Source organism: Bacillus sp. S14(2024), assembly GCF_050473785.1.
Classification (GTDB): Bacteria; Bacillota; Bacilli; order Bacillales; family Bacillaceae_G; genus Bacillus_A; species Bacillus_A yunxiaonensis.
Genome location: NZ_JBFLUP010000006.1, coordinates 1,338,638 through 1,354,085 on the forward strand (window position 1 = coordinate 1,338,638; position 15,448 = coordinate 1,354,085).

Here is a 15,448-nt window from a genome sequence, read left to right on the forward strand (position 1 = left end):
CCCAATGAGAATGGTGGACCTAATTGCAAAAAAACGTGATGGTAAAGCTTTAACGACAGAAGAAATTAATTTTATCATTAAAGGTTACACAAATGGTGATATTCCAGATTACCAAATGAGTTCACTTGCAATGGCAATTTTCTTCCAAGATATGAATGAGCAGGAACGTGCTGATTTAACGATGGCAATGGTAAATAGCGGTGATACAATTGATTTATCAGCGATCAAAGGAATTAAAGTTGATAAACATTCAACAGGTGGTGTTGGTGATACAACTACGCTTGTGTTAGGTCCATTAGTCGCAGCTCTTGGTGTACCAGTTGCGAAAATGTCTGGTCGCGGTCTTGGGCATACAGGTGGTACAATTGATAAATTAGAAGCAGTTCCAGGATTTCATGTGGAAATTGAAAATGAGGAATTTATTCGCCTTGTAAATGAAAATAAAATCGCTGTTATTGGCCAAAGCGGAAACTTAACACCTGCTGACAAAAAGTTATATGCACTTCGTGACGTGACGGCAACGGTAAACTCTATCCCGTTAATTGCAAGCTCTATTATGAGCAAAAAAATTGCGGCTGGTGCGGATGCAATCGTACTTGATGTTAAAACAGGTGCAGGTGCATTTATGAAAACGGACGAGGATGCGAAGCAATTAGCTGAAGCAATGGTTCGTATCGGTAACAATGTTGGCCGTAAAACAATGGCTGTTATTTCTGATATGAGTCAGCCGCTTGGTGAGGCAATCGGTAACGCTTTAGAAGTGAAAGAAGCGATCGATACATTGCAAGGAAAAGGACCAAAAGACTTAGAAGAGTTATGTTTAACGCTTGGAAGTCAAATGGTATATCTAGCTGGACAAGCTTCTTCTTTAGAAGATGCGCGTGAAAAGCTAATCGAAGTTATGAACAACGGAAAAGCACTAGAATCATTTAAAACGTTCTTAGCAGCACAAGGCGGTGACGCTTCAGTTGTAGATGATCCTTCTAAATTGCCGCAAGCACAATATAAGATTGAAGTAGAGGCAAAAGAAGATGGATATGTATCTGAAATTGTTGCAGATGAAATTGGAACAGCAGCGATGCTTTTAGGAGCAGGCCGCGCAACGAAAGAATCAGAAATTGATTTAGCAGTTGGACTTATGCTTCGTAAAAAAGTAGGCGATAGCGTGAAAAAAGGTGAATCACTTGTCACGATTTACGCGAACCGTGAAAATGTAGAAGACGTAAAACAAAAAATTTACGAAAACATGAAGGTATCTGCAGAACGCGTAGATGCACCAAAGTTAGTACATGGCATCGTTGAGAAATAAGATAAAGTGACAATTTGTTCACGAATTGTGAGATAAAAAAGCTAAGGAGTTTTCTCCTTAGCTTTTTTTGCTTATAATAATAACGGGTGAAACTATGATAAGAATTTGTGCAGTAACAAAAGAAAATGAAATATTATATGATTTGTCATTAGAAGAAACAAAGCGAGAAGATATTGTGTGGTTTTGGTTAGATTTATGTAAACCGACAAAAGAAGAGTATACATATATTTTACAAGACTATTTCAACTTTCATCCCCTTGCGATTGAAGATTGTTTAGAGTATGTACAGAGGCCGAAAGTTGACTTTTATGAAGGGTATAATTTTTTAGTTCTTCATGCTTTTAGTGAAGAGGGATTAGAGCCACACGAAATTGATTTATTCGTTAGTGATCATTTTGTTGTATCCTTTCACTTTTCGCATAATAAGGCAATTGAACGAGCGTGGAATAAACTTGGGGAAAGACAGCGAATAAAGAGAAGTACTCTTCATGTGACCCATATGATTATTGACCAAATTGTCGATGATTATTTTGCTCCAGTATATTATATTGAAGATCATTTGAATGCAATTGATGATAATTTAACAGGTAATATAGCAAGTACTGTATTAGAAGAAGTATTTGATATTCGTACTGATTTATCAAAATTACGAAGAACAATTGTACCAATGCGTGATTTATTGTATCGTATTTTAAACTCAACACGTTTTTATGGTGGGAATGATCATGAAATTTATTTTAAAGATATTTATGATCACTTGTTAAAGCTGTCTGAGATGATTGAAACAAACCGAGAGCTAACAGCAGATATCCGGGATAGTTACTTTTCGCTAAACTCTCATCATATGAATAACATTATGAAAACATTAACGGTTTTTTCAACCATTTTCATGCCATTAACATTTATTGTTGGTGTATATGGAATGAATTTTGACAATATGCCAGAGTTAAAATGGGTGAATGGTTATTATGTTTGTTTAGCCATAATGGCTCTTATTGGTGGTGGAATGATGGTATGGTTTTATAAAAAAGGTTGGTTTAAATAAAAAGACGCCGGGAATTCCCGGCGTCTTTTTATTAGCCAATGGCAGGTAACACAAACATGAGTAAGAAGAGACATGTGATAATATAAAGAGGTTTTGCAACTTCTTTATGCTTACCGAGTGCTACTTTTAAGATTGAATATGCAATGAATCCAAAAGCGATACCATCAGCGATGCTATATGTGAGCGGAATCATAACGATAATTAAAAACGCTGGAAATCCTTCTGAAAAATCGTTCAGAGGAATTTGTTGAATGTTTGTAATCATTAAACCGCCAATAATAATTAAGATTGGAGCGATGGCACTATCTGGAATCAGCTTTACAAACGGCAAAGCAAATAATGAGGCAAAGAATAATCCACCAGTGACGATAGACGTCAGACCTGTCTTGCCGCCCGCTGTAATACCAGCAGCACTTTCTATTGTAGAAACAGTTGGACTTGTGCCAAATAGACCGCATGTCATCGCTGAAATTGCATTTGCCTGATAAGCACGAGAGAATTTACGCTGATCTTCTAATAAACCATGTAAAAGGCCCATGTTTTCAAAAATGAGTACCATACTCAATGAGAACGTTGCAATTAAAAATGGTAAAGAAGCGAGTTTCCCGAATGACATTGCACCAAACACATCACCATAGTTAGCAAATGAAAATGAGCCATTGCCAACTTGACTTGTATCAACAAGACCAAATAACCAAGCAATTCCTGTTCCAATTGCGATTGTCCATAAAAAGTTTCCACGTACGTTACGAATAAATAAAACTAATGCAACAATAAGGGTAAGCAGTGTTGCTAAAACAACTGGACTACTTAATTTTCCTAATGCAACAGCAGTATTCGAATTCGCAACGACAAGACCACCTTTTTGCAAACCGATAAATGCTAAAAATAGTCCGATACCGACAGTAATAGCTTCTTTTAACGACTTTGGAATTGCGGCAGAAAGCGTGCGAGCAATAGGTGTAAACGCAGCAATTGCGAAAATAATACCAGCGATAAAGACAGCTGCTAATGCTTCTTGCCAAGTTAAACCAAGCGTATGCACAGCTGTATACGTGAAAAATGCGTTTACTCCCATGCCTGGTACAAGAATTACTGGTGCATTTGCCCAAAATGCCATCAATAGACATCCGACAAATGAGCTGAATACAGTTGCTAAAATTCCTGCTTCAAGAGGAATACCAGCATCTGATAAAATAGATGCATTCACAATCATAATATAAACAATCGTGAAAAATGATGTTACACCAGCAAGTACTTCTTGTTTTGGCGATGTGTGATGTAGGTCTAATTTAAATGTTTTTTCAAGGATTCCTTTCATGTTAAACCTTCTTTTTTATATCCCTCTCCCGCCCGTGATATCCCTATGCAGGACTCACCATTTTTAATTATAACAAAACAAAAGGTTTTTACAATAACTAAAATGAGAACGGTTACTTCTTTTTATTGGATATAATTAAATATAGGTAAAAACAGCACGTACCGTTGAAATGATTTCCAATTCTCCTGATTGAATAGGGGGGGCACCACTATGGACAGCGGAATAAGCAACAAATTCCCGCGGCATTTGAGAGGACTCTTCAACGAGAGAAATGGGAATGGGATTTATATTTAGACTATATGTACCAGCAATCGTCCTTGCTTTTTCTTGGGCATTTTGCACAGCGAGTACTAATGCTTGTTTGTAGTAAGCGTTTGGATCTGAAACGCGAAATACAAGTCCTTTGGCGACATTTGCCCCGTTTGCTACAGCTGCTTCATATACTTCTCCTGCTTTTTGTACATTCAATACAATAATTTCATATAAATGCTCAACTTGATAACCGCGTAAAATAGCCTTTTCGTTCACGTGTTCATATTGCGGTGTAATGGTGTAAGAAAGCGTTTTGATATTTTGATCTGTAATTCCAAGCTGTTTTAAAGATGCAAGCAACTGAGTAGAAAGAGCAGCATTTTCTTCTTGTGCTTGCTTTACATTTGGACCTTCAGTACGAACACCAATTGTTAAAACAACAACATCGGGTTTTGCTTTTACGACACCTTCACCTTGTACAGTAACAGTTGCTTCTTTACCATTACGTAAATCATGTACATATGGGGGCATTCCAATTTGCATAACTGTTCACCTTCCTTACTTCATTTATATGAAGGAAGGAAGTCCATTTTTTCTTTAAATTTAGAAATATATTGGAAAATCTAAGTAGAAAGAAAATATATACAATTAAGGTATTCATGCATTATAATATGTGTAAATATTATAAAAAAGGATCGAGAACAGTGAACGAAAAACGAGAAGCACTTATTTTAGACTTATCTATTTCCTTTCGAAAAATGATTCGTTTATTACAAAATGATATTAATGAACTCTTTTCTGAGTATATGCCATGGAATGAGTTTTCTGTACTGCGTGCATTATATTGGAAAAGCCCGCAAATGGCATCGCAAATTGCAAGTGAAGTGAACGTTACATCGAGTCATATTACAGCGGTTACAGATCGTCTTGTTCGTAAGGGACTTGTAATGAGAAAGCGCTCTGATTCAGACAGGCGTATTGTTTATTTAGAAATTACGGATAGCGGGAAAGAAGTTGCCGAAAAGCTTGAAAATGTTCGAAAAGAATATTATAGAGAGAAGTTCCAGGACTGGAGCGATCAAGAAATTGAAATGGTATTGGAACTCTTTAGCAGAGTTCTATAAAAAATAGAAAAGCAACTTTTGCTTTTCTATTTTTTATAGCTTCATCATCCTATGGAACAGTTACGTTGCATAAAAATTAACCTAAACTCCTATACTTTACCTATATGGAATAGGAGGTAGACTATGAAACGTATCGTTTCTTTTGGAATTATCGGTATATGTTTATTATGTTACAGTATACAAATAAGTGCAGCATCTCCGAAACAAATTGTACAAAAGGAATTGCAATATATTTCGAATAATGAATCTGTTTTATATGCGCAATTATGGGTACGTTCCATGCAAAATTCCGTGTTATTTTACCATAGTGATCAGATTCGTCATCAAGATACTTTACATAATGTGAAACGTTCTTCTCTTGTCAACGTAAAACAAATATCATTGACCAAAGCTTCAGTGTATATTCCGCGAGTTTCTCAGTATGTAGCTAAATTTGGAAAAGAAAACGTACAAGTCTATTATTTAGCTGCGCGGTATGATGTGAAAAAAGAAAATCCGTATCAGCTAAATGGAATGAACTATTTCTTACAAGTGTTTGTGCAAGAGCACGGAGACTGGAAAGTTGCTGAAAGTGTTGTCGCACCGACAGATCAAATCGTGACAAATGGGGATGGATTTGGGACGGATGAAGAGAAGAACTATAGTGGAAGACGAAACAACGTGAAAAAAGCCTCCTGACTAGGAGGCTTTTTTGCATATAAAGAAAGTTTATGTTTTAACATTCGTTGTAAAATGACATATTTCCCTTGCTTCCAGTTTCGCATCCATAATGCTTTATGGAACCCTCAATTTAAATGTATATTTTTCTTGGGTAAACAAATCGTTATCTTCTTATGAAAGAGAATTTCTGTTTTAGTAGACGAGATAAAATGAAATAACAGATAGATCCTGTACTTAGAAAACCTATATAATAGCTCGCCAACGAATTGATTCCTCCTAGTAAACGAGCACCAAGCAAGGCAAAGCACGTTACCGTACAAACGATAAAGAGCTTTTGCAGCTTTGGAAAAAGTAGTATTTTTCCGTTCTGTTCATTAGGTGACCGAGTATATAAGTACGTGCTTAATGGTAATAAAATCAATGTATATAGAATAGGGCTTATTAATGTCCCGGGAGACGGAATTGAGCTAAAGTTAGGCTCATTAATTCGTTTTCCTGTTTTATCTGTATAGGCAGACTGCGGATCGTAATTAAAATGAATTTGAAAATGTATCATAGGTGAAAAGGTAGTAAGTTTTTCAACTTTATTCATATATGCATTTTCTTGTTCGTAAGTGTTAGAATATGATTTATTTGTATGAACAGAAATGAATCCAGCAATCAAAATAGACAATACAAAAGGTAGGATAAGAACAATTGTAGTTAACAAACCTTGTGATACAACATTTCCAGCAATTGTTCCGATACATAGCGTTAGCGTATAGATTGCAATGAGTACGATGGTTGCGTATAGAAAATAATAGTGAAACGGTGAAAATATTTGATATTTATTATGAAAAGTTGTTTTTTTCAAAATAGCGAAAATCCCCCAGTTCAATACTAGAACGCCAATAATATTACAAACACCGAAAAGCCACTTTGTAAGAAAGATATGTGTTCGCTTAAATGGCATCGACCAAAGTAAATCGATAGATTGATTGTGACGATCCCAGCCAATGAGTACACAACCTAAAACAATAACAAGTGCACCTTGTATTACTATAGTTTCCTCAGGGAAACTATAGTTGTAATGAAAACGATATTTCCATTTCATATTATCATGCAAAAAGTTTAGTTGTTCTGCAGCTGCCAAATAATATCTGCACGATAATAGATAGAAGTTAATGAGCCAAAATAACCATACGATATATTTACTTTGCTTGTATGTTTGAAGCCAAAGTGCTTTCTGAAACATAGGATCGCTCCTTTAAAAAATTTTATATTTGCTAGCACGAGATAGTATGAAATAGGTGATGCTCCCAACTAAAAAGAAACCGACGTAGTAATTCAATAATAAGCCAAAAGGATTTAAAAGCCGCCCACCTATTAAAGCAAAGTAAAGTGTAGTCCCTGATATCCATAGCAAGCGGTGTTTTTGAAAAAGAAAGATTTTCATATGATTTTCATTTCGTGTCCGTGTAAAAAGAAATGTGCCAAGTAGTAAGCAACAAATTGTATAAAAGACAGGAACCAGCATTGCTTTGGCAGAATAATATTGGTGAAATGCAGGACCTTTTAGAGTATTTTTAGTATCATCGGTACGACGATTTTTTGAATCATAATTGTAATCGATAGTAAACTTGTTTATAGGAGCTGAAATACTTGTTTTTTCATTGAATTCATAAAGTAATTCAGATGTTTTCCAATGATTTTCATTGTCTACTGCGTTCCAATGAGTAATTAGAAAAGAGAGTCCTAGTGAAAATACGCCACACCCCATAACTAAAAAAGTAATGCTAAAGATACTTTGTGAAATAACGCTCCCTGTAAATGTTCCAATACATAAGGTAGCTGTATAGATTGCAACATACGAAATAATTGCATAGAGAAAGTATCGGTGAAATGGATAAAATGATTGATATTCAAAGTGAATTGTTGACTTATAAACGAGATACATAAGTATCCAACTTATAAAAAAAGAACCTACAATGTGAACCACTCCAAAGAGCCATTTTGATAAGAAAATATTACGTCGCTTAAACGGCATTGCTATAAGCATATCCTCAGATTGATTTCTACGTTCCCATCCTATTAAGATACATCCTAAAATAATTGCAATAAAGGCTATCCAAAAACTATTAGAGGCAAAAAAAGTATATTCATAATAAAATTTTCCTTCTGTGTGAAGTTTATGATAAAAATAGAGTTGTTGTTGTGCTGCTTGATAATATTTATATGGAAAAAAGTAGAGACAGCTAAAAAAGAATAGCAATATAATATATTTTCCTTGCTTCCAGTTTCGCATCCACAACGCCTTATGAAACATGTGACCCCTCCTCGAATGCCGTAACAAATACATCCTCAAGTGACATTGGCAACTCTTCTAATAAGAGTGGCTGCTCTTTATGAAATTTTTCTAACGTAGTAGCTACATTGCCTTCGATTAAGACGGTATAAACTTTTCCTGTTTGGTTTAATACTTTCACATTACATAAATTCATCAGTTTTTGTGGTAGTGAGCGTTCGTAAGCTACTTGAATTTTTGCATAGCGTGATTTTGTATCTTCTAAAGCTGTGATTGATGTGATTGTATGATCTTTTAAAATGATGACTGTGTCTGCGATTTTTTCGACTTCATCTAGGTGATGTGTAGAAATGAGAACAGTGATTTCGCGCTCTGCCACTTCTTCAATTAAAAATTGAAGGATTTGTCTTTTCACAATTGGATCTAGTCCATTTGTTGGTTCATCTAACATAATGTATTCTACGCCAGTAGAAAAAGCTAGGATCATCGCTAGCAAAGCTTTCATTCCGCGGGAGTAGGTGCGAATGCGTTTCTCTGGTAAGTTAAAGCGTTCTAGTAGTTTATAAAAATAGTCTGCATTGAAATTATGATAGACTGCTTTATAAAATTTTACGATTTCTTTTACTGTATATCCGCTGAGTACATTTGTAGAGTCAGGGACATATACGACCGTTTGTTTTACTTCAGGATGTTTGTGAACATCAATCTCGTTATATGTAACCGTTCCTTCATCTGGATTTAAAATTCCAACGAGTGTGCGTAATAATGTTGTTTTTCCAGCTCCGTTTCTTCCGAGTAATCCGACGATGCTTCCTTTTTTTAAAGTAAATGAAATGTCTTCTAATATTGTTTGGTTATCAATTGTTTTCTTTACGTTCGTCACCTTCAGCATGAGTATTTCCCCCTAATTCTTTATAGTATGAATCAATCCAATCATGAATTTTGTCTTTTGAAATACCGAGATAAGAAGCTTCTAGTAATAGCTGATGAAATTGTTTTTCCACCATAGCGATTTTCCTTTCATCTTGTGTTGGGGTAATCGATTGGGATACAAATGTTCCTTTGCCGCGCAGTGTTTCAATAATTCCTTGTCGCTCTAATTCTTGATACGCTTTACTCACTGTATTTGGATTAATTACGAGTGAAGAGGCAAGTTCCCGAACAGAAGGGAGTTTATCGTTTGGTGCGAGTATCGCTTTTAAAACTAGTTCCTTTACGTTGTGAACAATTTGTTCCCATATCGGAGTGTTGCTTCTTGGATCAAGTTGAATGTGCAAGAGCAATGTCTCCTTCCTGATGAAATTTTAAGTGTACTATTATGTGTAATACACCTAATACAATATATAATACACTTTTGTTTGTCAATTCTATTTTTAGAAAAAGATGGTATAAAAACCCTTCATTTGGAAAAGATAGGTGTGATATAGAATGGAGGGTTAGTCATGAAGCGATTGATTGGAATACTTGTTTGTTTCATGTTAGTGCTTTCCGCTGTTCCAATTGGTTTTGCGCAGTCTGAGAAAAAAGAAGCAGAAGCGGAAACAAAACCAAAGCTAGCGGAACAAGCATCGTCAGCGATTGTTATTGAACAGGATACGGGAAAAGTTTTATTTGAAAAAAGCCCAAATGAAAAGTTGCCACCTGCTAGTATGACAAAAATTATGACCATGCTACTCATTATGGAGCAAATTGAAAAAGGAAAACTAAAATTGCAAGATAAAGTGAGAACGAGTGAACATGCAGCTTCTATGGGCGGATCGCAAATTTTCCTTGAGCCTGGTGAAGAAATGACAGTCAATGAAATGCTAAAAGGCATTGCAATTGCATCTGGAAATGATGCATCAGTTGCAGTTGCTGAACATATCGCTGGGTCAGAAGAAGGATTTGTAGACATGATGAATAAAAAAGCAAAAGATTTAGGACTTAAAAATACTCATTTTCAAAATCCAACAGGCCTTCCAGCCAAGAACCATTATTCAACAGCATATGATATGGCAGTTATGGCAAAGGAATTAATGAAATACCCGTTAATTCGCAAATATACAGGTAAATATGAAGATTATTTACGAGAAGATACGGATAAGAAATTTTGGCTTGTCAATACAAACAAGCTTGTTCGGTTCTATCCAGGTGTTGATGGCGTGAAAACAGGCTTCACAACAGAGGCAAAATATTGTTTAACAGCATCTGCAGAGCGAAATGGCATGCGCGTCATTTCTGTTATTATGGGGTCTCCAACATCAAAAGAACGGAATGCGGAAGTAACGAAGCTTCTTGATTATGCATTTAGTCAATATATGACGAAAAAAATGTATACAAGAGGCGAAAAAATTCAGACAGTAAAAGTTGGAAAAGGAAAAAAAGAAACTGTCGACTTAGTTGCATCTGACAATGTTTCTCTACTAATGAAAAAGGGAGAAACGATGAAAAATATTAAAAAAGAAGTAGTGGCTGAGGAAAAAGTGAAAGCTCCAATTAAAAAAGGGGATGCTTTAGGTACACTTGTCATAAAAAAAGATAATCAAGTATTACTGAAACAGACAATCGTTGCGAAAGATGATGTCGCAGCAGCGAGCTGGTGGGAGTTATTTAAACGAAGTTTTGGGATGTTTTCGACATCGAAATAGCGGCAATTTTGTTGCCGCTTTCTCTTTTGTTGTTGAGTCAGTTGTTATCTTAATAGTAAGAGATGCCGCTAGAAGGTTCATTTTATGACGAAATAATACTTCTTTTGTCAGGTGGAAGGATTCTACATTTATTTTAGAGAAAAACTTCTTATATGTTTTGCGTGTATGCGCGAATTTTGAATGTAAGGAGGAAATAGAGTGAGTCTTTCTATTCATTTAGAAGTAAAGCGTGATGTCTTATGTGTTCGTTTAGCAGGCGAACTGGATCATCATACTGCCGAAGAGTTGCGAGCGAAAGTCACTGATATGATTGAGACGCATCATGTTCATCATATTATTTTAAACTTAGAGCAATTAGCATTTATGGATAGTTCTGGTCTTGGTGTTGTGTTAGGAAGATATAAACATGTCAAAAGCTTAGGCGGCGAAATGGTTGTATGTGCAATTTCTCCTGCTGTAAAACGCTTGTTTGAGATGTCAGGGCTATTTAAAATTATTCGTTTAGAAGAAAATGAAGCGCATGCGCTCGCGACATTGGGGGTGGCGTAGATGAGAAATGAAATGAACCTTCAATTTTCAGCATTAAGTCAAAATGAATCGTTTGCTCGGGTTACAGTTGCAGCTTTTATTGCGCAGCTTGATCCAACGATGGAAGAGTTAACTGAAGTGAAAACAGTTGTGTCTGAGGCGGTAACGAATGCCATTATCCATGGGTATGAAGGACACCCAGATGGCATTGTGTATATTACGGTTATTTTGGAAGAGGATATGGTAAAGTTAACGATTCGTGATGAAGGGATTGGAATTTTAGATTTAGATGAAGCAAGGCAACCCCTTTTCACAACAAAACCCGAATTAGAGCGTTCCGGAATGGGATTTACCATTATGGAAAATTTTATGGACGAAGTAGAGGTTATTTCCAATGAATCTTTCGGGACAACGATCCATTTGACGAAGTATCTATCAAAAAGTAACGCTCTATGCAATTAAGGAGAATTGCCTATGGACATAGAGGTCAGAAGTGAAAAAGGAAAAGGCCAGTTAAAGGATCAAGAGTTAAAAGAATTAATTCAAAGAAGTCAAGATGGTGATCAAGGAGCGAGAGATTTAATTGTACAAAATAATATGAGACTTGTTTGGTCGGTTGTACAACGTTTTTTAAATCGCGGTTATGAACCGGAAGACTTGTTTCAAATTGGTTGTATTGGTTTGTTAAAATCTGTCGACAAATTTGATTTATCTTTTGATGTAAAGTTTTCGACATATGCAGTCCCAATGATTATTGGAGAAATTCAACGTTTTTTACGTGATGATGGGACAGTGAAAGTAAGTCGTTCTTTAAAGGAAACTGGAAATAAAATTCGCAAAATGAAAGATGAATTATCAAAAGAGTATGGCCGTGCACCGACAGTTACCGAGATAGCTGAGGCGTTAGAATTAACGCCAGAAGAAGTGGTAATGGCGCAAGAAGCAAGTCGGACACCGTCATCTATACATGAAACGGTGTATGAAAATGATGGTGACCCTATTACCATTTTAGATCAAATTGCGGATCGTTCTGAAACGAAGTGGTTTGATAAGATTGCTTTAAAAGAAGCGATTCGTGAATTAGATGAACGTGAACGACTGATTGTATATTTGAGATATTATAAAGACCAAACGCAATCAGAAGTAGCGGAGCGTTTAGGGATTTCTCAAGTACAAGTGTCACGATTAGAAAAGAAAATATTAAAGCAAATGAAGGAACGAATAGGCGAATAGTCTATTCGTTTTTTTATTTTAAAAAAGTTGTATTAGAAAATTTTCCAATATCCATACTACAACTACGAGGAATAGTTAAGAGGTGATTGGAGTGGAGCAAACGATTTATGTAAAGATGAGAAGTCGTCTTCAAGTGTCTCCTGCTTATGAGATTACAGTTGGTGATGTTGCACAAGTAGTTGGGGATTCACATGTTGTCGACGAAATAAAACGACAGGCTGTATACAAAATTACAAAGAAAGATAAAACGCATGTGGTAATTGATGTGATGAAAGTTATTCAGCGCATTCAACAGTATTCTAGCAATTTACAAATTAATTTGCTTGGTTCAGCACAAACTATTGTTGAAATCGTATATGAGAAAAAACGAGTAAATCCTTTTTTCTTTGGAATGGTTTGGCTATTACTATTTGTGGGGGCTGCCCTTGCTATTATTTATTTTCATGAAGATGTTAGTATGCAGCAAGTACATCAACGCTTGTATTACATGATTACAGGAGAAAACAACAAAAAGCCACTTTTATTTCAAATCCCATATTCGTTAGGACTTGGGCTTGGAATGATTCTTTTTTTTAATCATGTTTTTCAAAAGCGCATTAATGAGGAGCCGAGCCCATTAGAAGTTGAAATGTTCCAATACCAGCAATCTCTCGATCAATATGTAATGATGAATGAAAATAAAGAAATGATAAAGAAAATCCCAAATGATTGAATATATCGGGGTAATCTTTATTGGATTTGCTGGTGGAATTGCTGTTGGAGGAGGATACGTTGCATTTTTAACTGTATTAGGTGTGATTCCAAGGCTTGCTCAGTTAACGAAAAGTGGTCATCGTGTTCAATATTATGAATGGGCTGTTGTGAGTGGCGCATTAAGCGGCGCATGGTGCAGTTTACGCGAGATCACATTGGTGGCTTCACCGTATTGGCTTTTGCTCCTTGGATTGTTGTGTGGCACATTTATTGGAATGCTTGCCGCTGCCTTAACAGAAGTGCTGAATGTACTTCCGATATTGGCAAAACGTGTTGGGGTTGATGGGAAAATTGTTATTCTTCTCATCGCACTTGTTCTTGGTAAGGTGGTAGGTTCTTTATTTCATTGGATTTATTTTGTGAAATAGGAGGTATGTAAATGACACCGCGAAAATTGAAAGATGATTATACAAATAACGTGAAAAAGTATCAACCAAAACCTAACTATGTTATGAATTGCGTCAAGGCTTTTGTTGTTGGAGGACTTATTTGTACATTAGGTGAAGCTTTGATGAAGATGTATATACACTATTTTGATTTTACGGAGAAAAATGCGGGAAATCCAGTAATCACAACATTAATATTATTGTCGGCTATTTTAACGGGGGTTGGTGTATATGATAAACTTGGACAATTTGCAGGGGCAGGATCAGCAATCCCAGTTACTGGATTTGCAAATTCAATGGTGAGTGCAGCGATGGAACACCGCAGCGAAGGGATTGTTCTTGGGATTGCCACCAATATGTTCAAGATTGCTGGAAGTGTAATTGTATTTGGTGTTGTTGGAGCGTATGTTGTCGGTCTCATTCGGTATACATGGAAGCTGTTTATCTCACCCTAATAGCAGTAATCTCTCACCTTAAGATTCAGAGAAAACGAAGAGGACAGGTGGGGAAAATCACTAAGGGAAGTTTCACTTTATGTAAGTAAAGGAGAAGACAGATGAGATTAACTGGGAAACAAACGTGGGTATTTCAAAACGATGTATATGTGAATGCGACAGGAACGGCTGTTGGACCGGAAGAAGCGGAGGGACCGCTTGGAGATAGTTTTGATATTACATATGATGATTTGCATTGCGGAGAAGAGAGCTGGGAGCTAGCAGAAAGACGATTAATGAGGGATTCCATTCAACAAGTATTGCGAAAAGAAAAGCTGCAAGCATCTGATATCGATTTTTTTTTAGCTGGAGATTTATTAAATCAAACGGTTACAGCAAATTATGTTGCTAGAGAACTTTCGATTCCATTTTTAGGAATGTTTGGAGCGTGTTCAACTTCTATGGAGACGCTCGCTGTTGGCGCTGCATTTATTGATGGTGGATTTGCAAATCGCGTATTAGCAACAGTTAGTAGTCATAATGCCACTGCTGAAAGGCAATTTCGTTATCCAACAGAGTATGGAGGGCAAAAACCAACTACAGCGACATTCACTGTTACAGGAGCTGGTACAGCTTTAATTAGTCGTGAAAGAAGTTCAATTAAAGTAACATCAGCAACCATTGGAAAAGTTCAAGATTTAGGCATAACAGATCCGTTTGATATGGGATCTGCTATGGCGCCTGCTGCAGCCCATACAATTCAACAGCATTTTGAAGATTTAAAAAGAAGTGCTGCAGATTATGACTTAATTGTGACGGGTGATTTATCTGCAGTTGGAACACCAATTACGCGGCAACTTTTGTTAGATGAAGGCTATGACATAGGTAATGTCTATAATGATTGCGGTTTAATGATTTACAGAGATGACCAGCAAGTATTTGCAGGTGGGAGTGGCTGTGCCTGCTCTGCAGTTGTGACATATGGACATTTAATGAAAGAAATGAGAAAGGGGAATTTACAACGGATTTTTGTTGTAGCAACTGGTGCCTTGTTAAATCCGATTATGATTCAACAAAAAGAAACGATTCCAACGATTGCACACGGTATCGTATTTGAAAGAATAAAAGGGGTGTAATATGTGGAATTTATATATGCGTTTGTAGTTGGAGGTGCGATTTGTGTCATCGGACAACTACTGTTAGATTTTACAAAATTAACACCTGCACACGTTATGGCAATCTTCGTAGTAGCTGGCGCTATTTTAGATGGATTTGGAATTTATGATAAATTGATTCAGTTTGCAGGAGCAGGAGCAACTGTTCCTATTACAAGTTTTGGTCATTCTTTATTGCATGGTGCGATGGAAGCTGCAGAAAAGCATGGTTATCTTGGGATTGGAATGGGAATGTTTAAGTTAACATCTGTTGGAATTTCAGCATCAATTTTATTTGCATTTTTAGCAGCACTTATTTTTAAACCGAAAGGATAAAC

Annotated in this window: 19 protein-coding genes; 13 read left to right on the forward strand and 6 right to left on the reverse strand. The window is 36.3% G+C overall.

Going from position 1 to position 15,448, the window contains the following annotated elements; all coding sequences use genetic code 11:
* The first annotated feature begins 4 nt into the window (after positions 1-4).
* Together AB1279_RS07215 and corA are read left to right on the forward strand one after the other, a co-directional pair.
* A complete protein-coding gene (locus AB1279_RS07215) occupies positions 5-1,309 on the forward strand; it encodes a pyrimidine-nucleoside phosphorylase (protein WP_429758284.1) in 1,305 nt (434 codons plus the stop codon).
* Between the two features lie 94 nt (positions 1,310-1,403).
* A complete protein-coding gene (gene corA, locus AB1279_RS07220; RefSeq protein ID WP_429758285.1) occupies positions 1,404-2,354 on the forward strand; it encodes a magnesium/cobalt transporter CorA in 951 nt (316 codons plus the stop codon).
* A gap of 31 nt (positions 2,355-2,385) precedes the next feature.
* On the opposite strand, the gene AB1279_RS07225 is transcribed toward corA, so the two are convergent.
* Together AB1279_RS07225 and AB1279_RS07230 are read right to left on the reverse strand one after the other, a co-directional pair.
* Positions 2,386-3,675 (reverse strand): NCS2 family permease, encoded by a 1,290-nt coding sequence (locus tag AB1279_RS07225; protein ID WP_429758286.1) that lies wholly within the window; start codon positions 3,673-3,675, stop codon positions 2,386-2,388.
* 135 nt (positions 3,676-3,810) lie between these two features.
* Positions 3,811-4,470, reverse strand: a complete 660-nt coding sequence (locus AB1279_RS07230; RefSeq protein ID WP_429758287.1) for an SIMPL domain-containing protein — start codon at positions 4,468-4,470, stop codon at positions 3,811-3,813.
* A 161-nt stretch (positions 4,471-4,631) separates the two neighbouring features.
* Between AB1279_RS07230 and AB1279_RS07235 the strand changes: the two genes are divergently transcribed.
* Together AB1279_RS07235 and AB1279_RS07240 are read left to right on the forward strand one after the other, a co-directional pair.
* A complete protein-coding gene (locus AB1279_RS07235; RefSeq protein WP_429758288.1) occupies positions 4,632-5,051 on the forward strand; it encodes a MarR family winged helix-turn-helix transcriptional regulator in 420 nt (139 codons plus the stop codon).
* Positions 5,052-5,174: 123 nt separating this feature from the next.
* Complete coding sequence (locus tag AB1279_RS07240) at positions 5,175-5,729, forward strand: hypothetical protein (RefSeq protein WP_429758289.1); 555 nt, start codon at positions 5,175-5,177, stop codon at positions 5,727-5,729.
* A 145-nt stretch (positions 5,730-5,874) separates the two neighbouring features.
* On the opposite strand, the gene AB1279_RS07245 is transcribed toward AB1279_RS07240, so the two are convergent.
* Genes AB1279_RS07245 through AB1279_RS07260 form a run of 4 tightly spaced genes read right to left on the reverse strand, consistent with a single transcriptional unit; the run spans position 5,875 to position 9,272 of the window.
* Positions 5,875-6,945, reverse strand: coding sequence for an ABC transporter permease subunit (locus AB1279_RS07245; RefSeq protein ID WP_429758290.1), 1,071 nt, complete (start codon positions 6,943-6,945; stop codon positions 5,875-5,877).
* 12 nt (positions 6,946-6,957) lie between these two features.
* Entirely contained in the window at positions 6,958-8,016 is a 1,059-nt protein-coding gene (locus tag AB1279_RS07250; RefSeq protein ID WP_429758291.1) for an ABC transporter permease, read from the reverse strand.
* Positions 8,006-8,887 (reverse strand): ABC transporter ATP-binding protein, encoded by an 882-nt coding sequence (locus AB1279_RS07255; protein WP_429758292.1) that lies wholly within the window; start codon positions 8,885-8,887, stop codon positions 8,006-8,008. Before AB1279_RS07255 ends, AB1279_RS07250 begins: the two co-directional genes overlap by 11 nt.
* On the reverse strand, positions 8,853-9,272 hold the full coding sequence (locus AB1279_RS07260) for a GntR family transcriptional regulator (RefSeq protein ID WP_429758293.1): 420 nt from the start codon (positions 9,270-9,272) through the stop codon (positions 8,853-8,855). The genes AB1279_RS07255 and AB1279_RS07260 overlap by 35 nt, the downstream gene beginning before the upstream one ends.
* A gap of 165 nt (positions 9,273-9,437) precedes the next feature.
* On the opposite strand from AB1279_RS07260, the gene AB1279_RS07265 reads away from it, so the two are divergent.
* From AB1279_RS07265 to spoVAE, 9 genes are all read left to right on the forward strand, one after another.
* Complete coding sequence (locus tag AB1279_RS07265) at positions 9,438-10,622, forward strand: D-alanyl-D-alanine carboxypeptidase family protein (protein ID WP_429758294.1); 1,185 nt, start codon at positions 9,438-9,440, stop codon at positions 10,620-10,622.
* A 198-nt stretch (positions 10,623-10,820) separates the two neighbouring features.
* Positions 10,821-11,171: an anti-sigma F factor antagonist gene (gene spoIIAA / locus AB1279_RS07270; protein ID WP_098914605.1), complete on the forward strand. Its 351-nt coding sequence runs from the start codon at positions 10,821-10,823 to the stop codon at positions 11,169-11,171.
* The gene (gene spoIIAB, locus AB1279_RS07275) at positions 11,172-11,612 is read left to right on the forward strand and encodes an anti-sigma F factor (protein WP_429754010.1); all 441 of its coding nucleotides are present in this window, start codon (positions 11,172-11,174) and stop codon (positions 11,610-11,612) included.
* A gap of 12 nt (positions 11,613-11,624) precedes the next feature.
* Positions 11,625-12,383, forward strand: coding sequence for an RNA polymerase sporulation sigma factor SigF (sigF, locus tag AB1279_RS07280; protein ID WP_429754011.1), 759 nt, complete (start codon positions 11,625-11,627; stop codon positions 12,381-12,383).
* A gap of 91 nt (positions 12,384-12,474) precedes the next feature.
* On the forward strand, positions 12,475-13,095 hold the full coding sequence (locus AB1279_RS07285) for a stage V sporulation protein AA (protein ID WP_429758295.1): 621 nt from the start codon (positions 12,475-12,477) through the stop codon (positions 13,093-13,095).
* Positions 13,088-13,504, forward strand: a complete 417-nt coding sequence (locus AB1279_RS07290) for a stage V sporulation protein AB (protein ID WP_429754013.1) — start codon at positions 13,088-13,090, stop codon at positions 13,502-13,504. Before AB1279_RS07285 ends, AB1279_RS07290 begins: the two co-directional genes overlap by 8 nt.
* An 11-nt stretch (positions 13,505-13,515) precedes the next feature.
* The gene (gene spoVAC, locus AB1279_RS07295; protein ID WP_429754014.1) at positions 13,516-13,977 is read left to right on the forward strand and encodes a stage V sporulation protein AC; all 462 of its coding nucleotides are present in this window, start codon (positions 13,516-13,518) and stop codon (positions 13,975-13,977) included.
* A gap of 101 nt (positions 13,978-14,078) precedes the next feature.
* Positions 14,079-15,092: a stage V sporulation protein AD gene (gene spoVAD / locus AB1279_RS07300; RefSeq protein WP_429758296.1), complete on the forward strand. Its 1,014-nt coding sequence runs from the start codon at positions 14,079-14,081 to the stop codon at positions 15,090-15,092.
* 3 nt (positions 15,093-15,095) lie between these two features.
* Entirely contained in the window at positions 15,096-15,446 is a 351-nt protein-coding gene (gene spoVAE / locus AB1279_RS07305) for a stage V sporulation protein AE (protein ID WP_429754016.1), read from the forward strand.
* Positions 15,447-15,448 lie beyond the last annotated feature (2 nt).